Consider the following 13,526-nt stretch of genomic DNA (forward strand, 5'->3'; position numbering starts at 1 on the left):
TGGATAACCTGAGATATAAGGAGATCAAAATCTGAGCTTGTCTCAGAACGACGAAAACCTGGGGCTTTCGAAAGAAGGCTCCAGGGGTGTAACAAATCGGTGAGTCACGCTACTCTATATGTTTTCGAAGAGACTTTCTCTTCTTCTTTAATCCCTAACATTCTAATTTAGTTTATCATCTGAGATGATTCTCACTGTGAGTCACATTGTTGGAATTCCTACACGAGTGTTTCTTTAGCCGAGAGGGATACGGCATTTACCTGCTAATAAGCAGCCCCATAGATACAAATGATTCTCATATCCGAAGACTATAATAGAAATAAGTTGAAGAGGGGAAGTGACGATATCTAGTCCGATCGAAAATGGATAAAGAATAGGGTAGGCACTCCAAACGGAGAGTCGATCGTCTTTCTTTCTTAGATCGTCTGGTCTGGCTATAAATAGAATTCCTTCAGGAAGATCTTCTATATGTCCTTTAAGTCGAAAGACCCGACTTTCTGTTTTCCAAATTTTCGAGATTCCTGATGAATACTCCGACTGAAACGCGAGAATTCTTTCTCCCTTTGGTAAAGAGAATTTACTGATTCCTAATATTTCACATTTGTTTAGAGAGATGTTTTTGGGGATAGGTGAAGGACGGCCTGAATCGGTCATAAAGATTTCGAACGGTCCGCCTGCTGAACTCAGATTTATGACTTCTCCACCACTTGCCTGAATTTTTAAATATCGATGGCTGAAATATGAGCCGAAGCATAGTTCTGCTGAGATGATCTCGTGCCCTTTAAGAAACTCTTTGGCATTTACAGTAATATATGTTCTAGTCTTTGGACGAAAGATTTGTTTTTCGAGTTGGTGAGGGGAGGGGAATGGGTTTAGTAAAGGATCGAATCCGTTTTTAGAATGCAGGACCAAATCTAGACCTGGGAGCCAAATTCCGTTTTTTAATTCGGGAATTTCCTCGATTGTTAATTGTTCGCTAAATTCCAAAGCTTCGCCATTACAAGGATCCAGATACTTGAAGTCCTGATATGCATAGAAACTCGGACGCATTGATTCGATCTTAATACATCCAAATTCCGGGTCTATGTATCTATATTTGGTATCCTGCTCATTATATAAACCCGACGAATATAGGAATAAGAGCTCTTTTGAGGACCTTCTTATTACATTTACGTTTAAGATACTTTTCTTGAGATAGGGGAGGCTATCTTTCTGGTCTCTAAGACTCGTATGATGTTTTGCAAGAACGGAATATGTAAAACAGTTCCAATTAGTAATGCTAATAAGGAAAAGAAAGAGAATTTTACGCATAACTTCCTCAATTGGATTCAACTAGATCGGCACCCTCTTTAAAATTTAATCTTCCAAATTCACCAGCAATGTAGCCGACGATTTGGTTTCCTGAAATCAAAGTAGCCAATCTATCTAATCGTAAATCTGTATCTGATACAACTCTGGATTGAACCATTCCGAATTTTGCCTGTGGACTTAAGAAATACATTGCATTAAGTTTTCCTGTTACTGCCACATTGGAAAAATCTTTCTCAATAACTATAATAGAATCTATTTTAAAAGTGCCTGCCTTAGTAGTGATGGTTAGATTCGCCTTCTTGAGCCCGAAAGATTTTGGATTAGGGATATAGCCTTCGTCCTTCTCATTTGCAACTCGCTTTGTTATCTTTCTATAACTGGAAGTTTCGATCATGAAACCTTCTTTTACGTATCCTTCCTTATCCAAAAAAATATGTTGTTCATAATCTTTCATGAAACGAAGTAAGGAGGAAGTTTCTATAAAACTATGCTTTACTTCAAATAGAGTACCTCTCCGGGAGACGATTTCCATCTTCTGTATCGTGCCATCCAAGCCATGATATATTGCGTAATCTCCTATCTTAGGGTCGGAATGGATCGGCAACCAATTTGGTGCTGGAGCTGATTCTACGAGACCCTTTGCAATTCCTGTAGGAACCAATGAAGCGCAATGAATAGTTAGCAGAAAAGATGCTGAAAGAAGATAAAATCTAAGAATTTTCATCGAATAAAGAGGAAACTAATCCGAAAAACTTCGGATTGTCAAATTTAAATTTACTAAGTTGTCTTATGTTGTTGGAGTTCCTACAGGGGAATGGAGATCGCCCCCACCCAGATTCGGGTGGAGGAGGCGGGCTTGTGGGAGAAGCTATTCCCCCTATATACTAAAATCCTTAAAATAGCAATCCCAATTTTCACCCAACACTCATGTTGGAATTCCAACAAATCTACTCGAACAATTTTTCACTTAACAATTCGTGAACTATACCTGCCCCAGCCATACCTCCTGAGGCAGCGGCTAATAAAACGGAATGAGCGCCGCTTGCATTGTCCCCGCAAGCATAGACGCCATCTACACTTGTCTTTCCTTTTTCTCCAACTTTGTAGAAGCCGAACTTGTCTTTTTCACAACCAAGTTCTTCTCCAATTTTGGATTTGAGTTTGAAAGGAAAAGAAGGAAGTGCATAAAGAGCCTCTCTTTCTATAGTCTCTTCATTTTCAAAAGTGACGGCTTTTAGTTTTTCGCCTTCGTATATAAAGCCGGTAATCTTTTCTTCTATTAGCCGGATCTTTTTTTTCTTCAATAAGTCTTTTTGTTCTTCCTGTAACTCAGCTTTTCCATTCGTAAAAACTATTAAATCGGAAGCGAGATCGAATATTAGGGGAAGCATATACATCAACATGTCTCCGTTTCCTATCAAGCCTATCTTGGAGCCTTTCACTTCGAAACCATGGCAATAGGGACAATGGAAAATGGATTTACCCCAGAGTTCCTTATATCCGGGGATCGGAAGATGTTCGTCTTCTACACCGTATGCAAGAATGACCTTCTTAAAATAAAATGTTTTATCTGACGATAATTTTGCGGCAAAGCCGGGTCCTGATTTTTCTACGGAAAGAACGCTCCCTTCGAAAAAGGAGATCGTATTATATTTTTCTAAATCTTTTCTGACCAACTTTCTCCATTCTGCCGGGTGGATCCCGTCCCTGGTCGGAAAGTTATTCAAATGGGAAGAAGCTGCGTTTCTCGGTCGACTGTCGTCGCAGACTAGAGCGGTCCTGCTCATTCTTCCCAAGGCCAATGCAGCGCTGAGTCCCGCAGGACCTCCGCCTATGATCAATGCTTCAAAATCAAATTTCATTTGTGTCCTCCTTGAGGATCTTTTGATGATATAATTATTGGAATTTTATCATTCTAAAAACTGTAAATACATTTGGGAGAAATTTTGAATTTTTTGCTTTTATTCCTAATCTGGTTGATTTATTGATACCTAATAGGTATCAATTGTTATGGATTTAGCTAAATTAAGATCTTTTATAGTAGTCGCTGAGGAATTAAACTTTCGAAAGAGTGCAGAAATTTTAGGAATGTCCCAGCCTCCTCTTACCCGATTGATCTCCTCTTTCGAAGAGGAGCTTTCTACCAAATTATTCGAAAGGTCTACAAGGCATGTAAAACTTACCGGGGCGGGAGTGTATCTTTTAAAAGAAGGTAGGGAAATCATCGCAAAAGCGGAAAACATAGAAAGAGAAGTCCGTTCTATAGGTAAGCTCAAAGCTGGGGGGCTCAGCATCGGTTTTTCCACGACTACATTTATGGCTAGTTTACCTCAGATCATTAACGAGTTCCAGGATCGTTTTCCTAGGATCAAATTACAACTTCAGCAGGAATCTAGAAGATGGATCATCAAAGGCCTAAAATCTGCTCAGTTCGATATTTGTTTTTTAGAAGGAGTAGTGTCTGATCCTCATTTGGAAAAACATCCCGTCCATGACGAGGTGCTTGGTGTGCTTGTTCCGAAAAAACATCCTCTTGCTAAAAGAGAAGAGATTGAATTTAAGGAATTAAAGGACGAAACCATCATATTACATCCTAAAAAGGACTCAGGTAGTTTTTACGATACGATCTCTTCTCTTTTTAAACAAAGCGGGATTAAACCCAAGGTGTACATAAAGAAAGAAAGAGAAAGTTGCCCAATCTTGGTTGCGACTGGAAAGGGGGTTTCTTTGACAATTTTGGGAGCTCAGAATTTTGCACCTAGGGATACTAAATTTGTTCCGATCAAACAATTGTATCTGCCTGTTTCCGTTTTTTATATTCCGGAAAATAAAAATCCTTCCTTAAAGACTTTTTTAAGCTTTGTATCCGAAAGTAGTTTTATCAAAAACAAACATGCGGAATGCCTCATGGATGTAATGAGGCTATAAGGCAAGAAGTAAAAACTACCGGTTGTAGTATAGATACCCTTATTCAAGCTGTAATCAAAGATTAATACTGATACTTTTTATTCTGTCCAGGCGACCTGTATTTCTCTCGGACCTACAAATGGAAGTCTCCCGTGAGAAACGGAATAATTGTCTATATACAGAATATCATCTTTTTTCCAGGAGAAAATCTGGATATTCTTCCAGAAAATACTTATAATGGTCTTAATATCTTTATTAGAAATTTCTGATCCATCTCCGTAGGTTGCATGCACGTCCAGATCTTCCGATTTGCTGAATAGTTTTTTTATCCAGGTCAATAGGTTTAGGATCAGATATACTGCTAACCCTCTTAAAGTTTTCTGTCTTTTTAGAATATATTTATATTCTAATCTAGGAGAATCGATATGGAATGTCTGGCTATGGTTATGCCAAGCCTTGGAGTTTGCAATCGGATGTTTTCTAACGCCTACTTGAGAATTAATTAATCTTAATTTATTTCCAGGCAGCCATTCATGAGTGAAACTCTGTTTTTTTATCTCCTTCTCCGCTTCTTTTTTATCCTCGGTTTTGAACATTTCACTCCAAGGTTTGGTCTTCCAAAGGTTATAACGAGAAGCTCCCGGACCGTCATAATGACGAATATACCTAATCCCTTCTTTTTCCACTTTTTCCGAAATATGACTAGGCATTTCCCTTAAGACAGTTCTTAGATCAGTAATAGGAGTTTCTCCGTTTTTAGAAGGGGCTAGTTTCGCATAAAAGAAAAGTTTTTTAGGAGGTTTATTTAAGAAGCTCATCTCCGCGTGTTGCATGATCGGATAAGCCGAAGGAAGTTCGCTCGCGGTATGAACAAATTTCGTTTTTTTATCTCTGGGAGAAGTTCCCAAATATGCTTCGGACAAATTGCGATCTAATGCAAGAGCGACTTTTTCGAAATTTTCAGAAGAACCTATATTAAAACCTCTGAATAGTATCGCGCCGTAGATCAAAAGGTCTCTTTGTATTTCTTTATGATTTTTCTTGATCCAGCCCGTTAGATATTTTAGATCCGCTTTCTCCGGAGAAGAGGGAGAATAAACGATCGGAAGATTCAATCCTTCGATCAGGTTTTTGGAAATTTCTTCAGAAGTTTTTGCTTTATTGACCAGGGCCTTCTTTTTCCCTGAAGTTTGAACAAGACTAGTCGCAGACATATTGGTTCCCCTTAAAAACCACTTCAATAAAGCCTTCTCCTCGCATCGATTTACATATCTAATATATTAGAATAAAAATCGTTATTATGGATAATGGTTTATACGAACGCGCAATAAATTGTGCATTCGTTCAAAATTTAAAGGTAGCTTGGAAACTGGATCGACTTTGGGACTTTTCTCACAAAACTTCCCCCCAACTTATGAAATTATCCAAATTATTGATCGCGAATCGGGGCGAAGTTTCCATCCGGATCGCAAGAGCTGCTTCCAGAATAGGAGTTCCTACAGTCTCAGTCTATTCGGAAGACGATTCCAATTCGAGACATAGATTAGCGACTGATGTTTCCAGCCCTCTTAAAGGAAGAGGTGCGAAAGCATATTTAGACCAGGAAGATATACTATCTATCGCGCAGAGAGAAGGTTGTGATGCCATTCATCCAGGTTATGGATTTTTAAGTGAGAATTCCGACTTCGCAAGAAGATGTGGAGATTTGAAGATCAACTTTGTAGGTCCTAATCCCAAGACACTCGAGGTCTTGGGAGATAAATTAAAAGCGGTCTTACTCGCAGAATCCTTAGGAGTTCCTAGTCTGCCTGGACTTCGTAAGGTAATCGATCTAAAAGAAGCCAAAGAATTCCATTCCAAAAACGGAATATTTCTTTTGAAAGCGATTGCCGGAGGAGGTGGAAGGGGCATCCGTATCATAAACAGCACAGAAGAACTAGAAGCAAAATTCAAAAGTTGCTCGGAAGAGGCACTACATTCATTCGGAAATTCTAATTTATATGCGGAAAAATATCTGCCAATCGCAAGACATGTGGAGGTCCAGATCTTTGGAGATGGTTCTGGGAATATTCTTCATTTTTGGGACAGGGATTGTTCTCTCCAAAGAAAAAACCAAAAATTAGTAGAGATTGCGCCTGCTCCTTTTTTAGATCCTAAGCTCCGAGAAAAGATCATCTCTTATTCTTTGAAGATGGCTTCTCATCTTTCTTATAAAAGTTTAGGTACTTTTGAATTTTTGATCAGTCCAGACTCCGAGATATATTTTATAGAATCCAATCCAAGATTGCAGGTAGAACATACGATCACTGAAGAGATCACTGGAGTAGATCTTGTGGAAACGCAGTTGGAGATTGCTTCCGGAAAATCCTTCCAAGAGATCGGGTTGGATCAGAAAAAAATAGGTCCTCCTAACGGTTATGCGATCCAGATCAGGATCAACTCGGAAACCTGGGACCAAAAAGGAGAGATTTTACCTTCTTCCGGAAAGATAAAAGTATTCGAGCCTAGTTCCGGTCCTGGGATAAGAGTGGATACTTCCGTATATTCCGGCTACGAGGTCGGTCCTAATTTTGATTCCTTACTTGCAAAATTAATCGTTCATTCTAAACACTTCGAGTTCTCAAAACTGATCCATTCTGCGTATCGTGCCTTATCCGAATTTAGGATAGAAGGTGTCAAAACAAATCTCCCCCTTCTTCTAAACGTGCTAAGAAGAAAAGAACTCGATACCTACGAAGTTTGGACCAGGTTTATAGAAGAGAATATCAGAGAACTTCTTTCTACTTCTGAAGCAGACCATAAAATATATAATTTTGAAATAACAGGGGATCATAATTTAGAGAATTCTAAAATAAAAGAAGAAGTTCCTGAAGGACTGTTGTCTTTTCATTCTCCTATGACTGGAAGTCTTATTGAAATTTACTCTAAGGAAGGGGAGGCTATTCGGAAGGGAGAAAAGGTCGCTCTTCTTTCTTCCATGAAGATGGAACATCTTTTGCAGTCTGAAACTACAGGTATCGTTGAAAAAGTTTTGGTCGAGCCTGGAAAGGTTGTTTCGGAAGGAGACGTATTGGTTTGGATCCGACCGGAAGATCTGGAACATTCTTCTTTTCATCATTCGGAAGAGATCGATCCGAATCATATTCGCCCTGATCTGAAAGAAGTGATAGATCGTCTAACTTTGAACGAAGATATTGCGAGACCTCAAGCTGTTTCTAAAAGGCATAAAAGAGGACAAAGGACTGCAAGAGAGAATGTGGCGGATCTTTGTGATCCGGGAACTTTTGTAGAATACGGAAGCCTTGCCATTGCCGCCCAGAGAAGAAGAAGGTCCCTGGAAGAATTGATCAAACTCAGTCCGGCGGATGGACTTATTGCAGGTCTTGGAACAGTGAATGGAGAATTATTCGATCCTCGCTTAGCAAGAGTTTCAGTACTCGCTTATGATTATACGGTTTTTATGGGAACCCAAGGTGCTATGAACCATAAAAAGACGGATCGATTTTTAGAAATGGTAGAAGGCCAAAAACTTCCTTTGGTATTTTTTACAGAAGGTGGAGGAGGTCGTCCCGGAGAAGTGGATATGCCTGCAGTTGCAGGTTTGGATCTGCATACGTTTCGTAAGTATGCGGGCTTAAAAGGAAAAAGCCTGAGGATTGCGATCGCTTCCGGTAGATGTTTTGCGGGGAATGCTGCCTTATTCGGAGCGAGCGATATCAGGATCGCAACAGAAGATTCTAATATAGGTATGGGTGGTCCCGTGATGGTAAAAGGTGGGGGACTTGGGAACTTCTCCGCAGAGGAGATCGGTCCTGCGGAGACCCAAACCAAAAACGGTGTAATCGATATATTAGTGAAAAATGAAGAAGAGGCGGTCCTAACTGCGAAAAAGGCTCTCTCTTATTTTCAAGGAGATATCAAAAAATTCGAATATAAGGACCAGAAGATCCTAAGGACTCTCATTCCTGAAAACCGTTTGAGGTCCTATGAGATACGTTCTATCATTTCTTCCTTAGCGGATACCGATTCCGTTCTGGAATTCAGAAAGGATTTTGCAAAAGGAATTGTGACTTCTCTTATCCGAATAGAAGGCAGGCCATTAGGTTTAATTGCGAATAATCCGACTCATCTCGGAGGAGCGATCGATGCAGAAGGGGCGGAGAAGGCCGCCGAGTTTGCGGAATTTTGCGATCTGAACAAACTTCCACTATTATTTCTTTGTGATACGCCAGGCTTCATGGTTGGACCGGAGGCAGAGAAGAAAGGACTTGTACGTAAGGCCGCTAAATTTTTCGAAGCAGGTGCATCTTTGCAGGTTCCAGTGTTTACGATCATTCTCAGAAAAGGATATGGTCTGGGTGCAATGGCAATGGCTGCGGGCAGTTTCCATTCTCCTGTATTTACTATCTCGTGGCCAACGGGAGAATTCGGGGCGATGGGCATAGAAGGAGAAATTAGAACGGGATATCAAAAGGAACTTGCAGAAGTTAAGGATTGGAAAGAGAGGCAAATTTTATTCGAGCGTTTGGTTGCCGAGGCTTATGAAAGAGGTAAGGCGATCAATATGGCTTCGTACCTGGAAATAGACGCCGTGATCGACCCTGCCGAATCCAGGAAATGGATCTTGAGAGGATATGATTCCTGCATTTAGAGAGATTCCAGTTGGAAATAAATGTTTTCTGAGTCATCGTAAAAATCTTGATTAGATCCGGATCTGTGTTTCTATTTTCCCCTCACATGGGAGGTATTCATGTTTAGAAGTCCTAAAGCCAAAATTATTGCCTTATTTACCGTGATCGCTTTGACCGTTTCTTTCTCTTATTTGAGCGCTCAAACCTTGAACGTTTACGGAACTTATAAAGTGACTGGTACAAATCCTAATGGAAGTAAATACAAAGGAAGTGTTACCATTACTTTGAACGAGGACGGGTCTTACAATTTTGAATGGTCCGTAGGAAATAGTTTTTCCGGAACGGGTACTTTGAGCGGAAATACTTTAACAGTGGATTGGGGCGATACCTATCCTGTGATCTATACGGTCAAGAATGGAGGGAATCGATTAGAAGGAACTTGGGGGAACGGAACAGGTACTGAAATCCTTTCCAAATAAGATCTATTAATATAAAAATCCCCGTCGTGCTAATGCTACGCGGGGATTTTCTTTATGATCCTTTTCTATTTTTTTTTAAACTAGATCGAAAAATCTTCCAGATATTCTACATATACTTTCGCTTTTCTGATCCTGAGATAAACTGTTTCTCCAGGAAGTAGATTTAACTCTTTAAAAGTAGATTGGTCCAACAAGGACTCGATCAAAGTTCCCGAATCTAAACGTTTTAATTCAATTCTTACATTTCTACCTGTAGAATGGATATATTGTATTTCTGCAGGGATCCCTTGGGAAGAATTTCTGGAAATTTCCACATCGTACGGTCTAACGTAAGCGACTCCCTCTTTGTCCACAACGTCGGAATGTTCCGGTGTGTCTACATTCAAGTCTCCGATCTTTGCGGTTCCCTCGTGGATCCTTCCATGGAAAAGATTCACGTCTCCTAAGAAGTGGAAAACGAAAGGTGTCTTAGGTTTATTATACACTTCGTCGGGCGTGCCGATCTGTTCTATTTTTCCGGATCTTAAGATGACAATCGAGTCGCTGACTTCCAACGCTTCTTCTTGGTCATGAGTCACGAATACGCTCGTGATATGGATTTCGTCGTGTAGTCTTCGGAGCCAAGTGCGTAATTCTTTTCTTACCTTTGCGTCCAAAGCTCCGAAAGGTTCATCCAAAAGTAAAAACTTAGGTTCTATCGCTAAGGCTCTCGCCAATGCCACCCTTTGTCTTTGTCCTCCGGATAATTCAAAAGGAAATCTTGCATGGAAATTTTCCAACTGTACCAATTTTAAAAGTTGGAATACCTTCTCTTGGATCTCTTCTTTAGAAGGTCTTGTGGATCTAGGGCGGACCTTTAAGCCGAATGCGATATTTTCAAAAATCGTCATATGCCTAAAGAGTGCATAATGTTGGAATACGAATCCTACTCCTCTGTCCTTAGAATTTTTGGATTTGGATTTTTCTCCGTTGAATAGGATCTCTCCTTCGTCCGGAGTATCAAGACCTGCGATCATTCTTAATAACGTCGTCTTTCCGCTTCCGGAAGGTCCGAGTAGCGCGACTAGATCTCCATTCGGGATGGTCAGGTCCACTTGATCCAAAGCTTGGAATTTTCCGAATCGTTTACTTACATTTCGAATTTCAATAGACATTCTATTCTCCTAGGATTTGGAAACCTGAGCGTTTGTATTTTTTTCTTTTCCGAGACCTGTCGTTTCAGGGATCTCCATTTCTTCTTTTCGATGAAGATTTCTCTCCAAGATCGTTTTTAAGAGTAGGGTAAGAAGAGAAAGAAATACGAGTACCGATGCCGCGGAAAATGCTCCTACCGAATTGTACTCATTATACAACATTTCTATCTGTAAAGGCAATGTATTGGTCTTTCCTCGGATATGCCCGGACAATACCGAAACCGCTCCGAATTCTCCCATGGCTCTCGCGTTACAAAGTATAAGTCCGTATAAAAGTCCCCATTTAATATTCGGGATGATAATTTTGATGAATGTTTGGTAAAGAGAAGCCCCGAGTAAGATCCCCGCCTCCTCTTCTTCTTTTCCCTGGCTTTGCATGAGAGGGATTAATTCTCTCGCAACAAATGGAAGTGTGATAAATACCGTAGCGATCACTAGTCCAGGAGTATTGAATACGATCTTAATATTCCATTCTTCTAATATGTCTCCCATCCATCCTTGTTTTCCAAAAAGTAATAGGAAGATTAGGCCGGAAATTACGGGAGAGACCGCGAATGGAGAATCTATAATGGTAAGAAGGATATTTTTTCCTGGGAATTCAAATCTGGTTAAAAGAAATGCAGCGATCAACCCAAAGGCGGTATTCAATGGAACTGCGATCCCTGCCACCTTCAATGTCATGATCATTGCGGCGATCGTGTCGCTATCCTGTAATCCTTTTAAGTAAGCTTCCCAACCTTGTGCGAACGCTTCTAAGAAGACTACTGTGATCGGAAGGATTAGAATGATGAATGCAAGAACTAAGACCGCAAAGATCAAAGATAAGCGGATCCAAACGGATTCTGTTTCTTTCATCCTAGTCTCCTGGAGGCTCTGTTTTGCAGATAGTTGATCCCGAACATGATCATAAAGGAAAGAACCAACATAAGTACTGCGATCCCTGTCGCTTTTGCGTATTCGTACTGTTCCAATTTGGTAACTATGAGTAATGGAAGGATTTCAGTTTTGCCTGGAAGGTTTCCTGAAATAAAAACGACTGATCCGTATTCTCCAATACCTCTAGCAAATGCCATGCTTGTTCCTGCGAGTAGAGAGGGAACTAACTCCGGTAGGATTACCTTGGTGAAAGTTTGGAACCTGCTCGCTCCTAAACAATAAGCGCTTTCTTCTAATTCCTTAGGAAGATCTTCCAGGATTGGTTGAACGGTTCTGACTACGAATGGAAATCCTATGAATACTAAAGCGATCACGATCCCGATCGGAGTGTATGCGATCTTGATCCCATAAGGTGTGAGATATTTTCCGATAAAACCGCTAGGAGCATAGATTGTGGTTAATGCAATCCCTGCGACCGCGGTGGGAAGAGTGAACGGAAGATCTACAAGTGAATCTAAGATCTTTTTACCTGGAAAATTGTAACGAACCAAAACCCAGGCGAATAAAAATCCAACGAATAGATTGATAATAGCTGCGACTCCTCCCGCTCCGAAACTTAAATACAGAGCTTGCTGGATCCTATCCTCTGAAAAAACTTCCCAGAGTCCGGAAACGCCTAAGGTCGCAGATTTAAAAAATAATGCGGATAATGGAATAATGACTAGTAAGCTTAGGTAGAATACGGTGAGTCCTAAGGACAGACCGAAGCTTGTTTTTGAATAGGGACGGAAAATCAGTTTCAAATGGGAAACCCTTTGAGTCGATTCTTGGGAAACGCCCTATTTCGTCAAACCAAGAGCCGCCTGATGGCGGCTCCCTTTTTGTAAGTAAGGCTCAGTTTGTTGAGTTTCTACTTACTTCTTTGCTTCGCTGTAGATGGAGTCGAAAAGACCGCCGTCAGCGAAATGTTTTTTATGAGCTGCTGCCCAGGAACCTTCTATACTTCTCACATCGAACAAATTGAGTTTAGGGAATTTTGCAACATTCGCTTTTAGGATAGCTGCATCGTTCGGACGGAAGAAATGTTTTGCGATGATTTCCTGGCCTTCTTTGGTGTATAAGAAATCCAAATAAGCTTTTGCTACTTCTTGGGTTCCTTTTTTAGCAGCCACTTTTTCAACGATTGCTACAGGAGTTTCCGCAAGAATACTGGTGCTTGGATAAACCACTTCGAATTGAGCATTTCCACCGTTTGCTTTTCTGGACTCGGATAGAGCAAGTTCTGCTTCATTTTCCCAAGCAAGAAGAACATCACCGATCCCTCTTTGGACGAAAGTAGTAGTGGAACCTCTGGCACCTGTATCCAGAACGGAAGTGTTCTTGTAGAGGTTTCTCACGAACTCGATCGCCTTTTCTTCGGTTTTATATTGTTTTTTAGCGAATCCCCAAGCAGCTAAATAGTTCCAGCGAGCTCCACCGGAAGTTTTAGGGTTTGGTGTGATCACTCCGATCCCTGGTTTAACCACATCGTCCCAGTCTTTGATCCCTTTAGGATTTCCTTTTCTGACTAAGAACACGATTGTAGAATAGTATGGAGTAGAATGGTTCGGGAATGCTTTCTCCCAATCTTTGGAGACTGCACCGCTATTAGAAACGATACTATCGATATCGTAAGCAAGTGCAAGAGTGACTACATCCGCTTCTAATCCGTCGATTACCGCTCTAGCTTGTTTTCCGGATCCGCCATGGGATTGTTGGATAGTAAGGTCTTTGCCGGACTTCTTCTTCCAAGCCTCTACGAATTTTTTGTTAATTTCTTCGTAAAGCTCCCGAGTCGGGTCGAAAGAAACGTTTAACAGGGTATCTTCCGCATATGCGGCTAATGAGAAAATACTGATTAAGGCCAGAGCGCCGATTCCGTTGGCAATTGACCGGAGTATAGAATTTTTAGATTTTGCTTTCATAAGGTTCACTTTTACGTCCCTTCCGACGATAACTCGGAATTTTTATCCAATAAATTGGATATTTATCTGTTATAGTCAGAATCGCTCCCTTTTTGTCAAGAAGGGTTTTATATTTTAGGATATTTTTTTCCTATTTTGAACGCTTTTTTGATTCTATCCCTCAGA

Annotated in this window: 11 protein-coding genes; 3 read left to right on the forward strand and 8 right to left on the reverse strand. The window is 40.6% G+C overall.

Going from position 1 to position 13,526, the window contains the following annotated elements:
• Nucleotides 1–234 precede the first annotated feature (234 nt).
• From LPTSP_RS00705 to LPTSP_RS00715, 3 genes are all read right to left on the reverse strand, one after another.
• Nucleotides 235–1,050, reverse strand: a complete 816-nt coding sequence (locus LPTSP_RS00705; protein ID WP_108926940.1) for a hypothetical protein — start codon at nucleotides 1,048–1,050, stop codon at nucleotides 235–237.
• 268 nt (nucleotides 1,051–1,318) lie between these two features.
• Nucleotides 1,319–1,843 (reverse strand): hypothetical protein, encoded by a 525-nt coding sequence (locus LPTSP_RS00710; RefSeq protein ID WP_135354743.1) that lies wholly within the window; start codon nucleotides 1,841–1,843, stop codon nucleotides 1,319–1,321.
• A gap of 415 nt (nucleotides 1,844–2,258) precedes the next feature.
• On the reverse strand, nucleotides 2,259–3,173 hold the full coding sequence (locus LPTSP_RS00715) for an NAD(P)/FAD-dependent oxidoreductase (RefSeq protein WP_108926942.1): 915 nt from the start codon (nucleotides 3,171–3,173) through the stop codon (nucleotides 2,259–2,261).
• Nucleotides 3,174–3,321: 148 nt separating this feature from the next.
• On the opposite strand from LPTSP_RS00715, the gene LPTSP_RS00720 reads away from it, so the two are divergent.
• Nucleotides 3,322–4,239 (forward strand): LysR family transcriptional regulator, encoded by a 918-nt coding sequence (locus LPTSP_RS00720; RefSeq protein ID WP_108926943.1) that lies wholly within the window; start codon nucleotides 3,322–3,324, stop codon nucleotides 4,237–4,239.
• Nucleotides 4,240–4,316: 77 nt separating this feature from the next.
• Here LPTSP_RS00720 and LPTSP_RS00725 read toward each other — a convergent pair whose 3' ends face one another.
• The gene (locus tag LPTSP_RS00725) at nucleotides 4,317–5,432 is read right to left on the reverse strand and encodes a TauD/TfdA family dioxygenase (protein ID WP_108926944.1); all 1,116 of its coding nucleotides are present in this window, start codon (nucleotides 5,430–5,432) and stop codon (nucleotides 4,317–4,319) included.
• A gap of 200 nt (nucleotides 5,433–5,632) precedes the next feature.
• Between LPTSP_RS00725 and LPTSP_RS00730 the strand changes: the two genes are divergently transcribed.
• Nucleotides 5,633–8,869 (forward strand): acetyl-CoA carboxylase family protein, encoded by a 3,237-nt coding sequence (locus LPTSP_RS00730; RefSeq protein WP_108927005.1) that lies wholly within the window; start codon nucleotides 5,633–5,635, stop codon nucleotides 8,867–8,869.
• Between the two features lie 99 nt (nucleotides 8,870–8,968).
• Nucleotides 8,969–9,328 carry an LIC10280 family protein gene (gene lfb1 / locus LPTSP_RS00735; protein ID WP_108926945.1) on the forward strand — a complete coding sequence of 120 codons (360 nt, stop codon included), beginning with the start codon at nucleotides 8,969–8,971 and terminating at the stop codon, nucleotides 9,326–9,328.
• 80 nt (nucleotides 9,329–9,408) lie between these two features.
• Here the strand turns inward: lfb1 and LPTSP_RS00740 are convergent, their stop codons facing one another.
• The 4 genes from LPTSP_RS00740 to LPTSP_RS00755 all read right to left on the reverse strand — a co-directional run bounded on the left by LPTSP_RS00740 (nucleotide 9,409) and on the right by LPTSP_RS00755 (nucleotide 13,361).
• Nucleotides 9,409–10,482: a sulfate/molybdate ABC transporter ATP-binding protein gene (locus LPTSP_RS00740; protein ID WP_108926946.1), complete on the reverse strand. Its 1,074-nt coding sequence runs from the start codon at nucleotides 10,480–10,482 to the stop codon at nucleotides 9,409–9,411.
• A 9-nt stretch (nucleotides 10,483–10,491) separates the two neighbouring features.
• Nucleotides 10,492–11,376: a sulfate ABC transporter permease subunit CysW gene (cysW, locus tag LPTSP_RS00745; protein WP_108926947.1), complete on the reverse strand. Its 885-nt coding sequence runs from the start codon at nucleotides 11,374–11,376 to the stop codon at nucleotides 10,492–10,494.
• The gene (cysT, locus tag LPTSP_RS00750; RefSeq protein ID WP_108926948.1) at nucleotides 11,373–12,200 is read right to left on the reverse strand and encodes a sulfate ABC transporter permease subunit CysT; all 828 of its coding nucleotides are present in this window, start codon (nucleotides 12,198–12,200) and stop codon (nucleotides 11,373–11,375) included. The genes cysW and cysT overlap by 4 nt, the downstream gene beginning before the upstream one ends.
• 111 nt (nucleotides 12,201–12,311) lie before the next feature.
• Nucleotides 12,312–13,361, reverse strand: coding sequence for a sulfate ABC transporter substrate-binding protein (locus LPTSP_RS00755; protein ID WP_108926949.1), 1,050 nt, complete (start codon nucleotides 13,359–13,361; stop codon nucleotides 12,312–12,314).
• Nucleotides 13,362–13,526 lie beyond the last annotated feature (165 nt).

The sequence above is a fragment of the Leptospira johnsonii genome (genome assembly GCF_003112675.1).
GTDB lineage: Bacteria > Spirochaetota > Leptospiria > Leptospirales > Leptospiraceae > Leptospira_B > Leptospira_B johnsonii.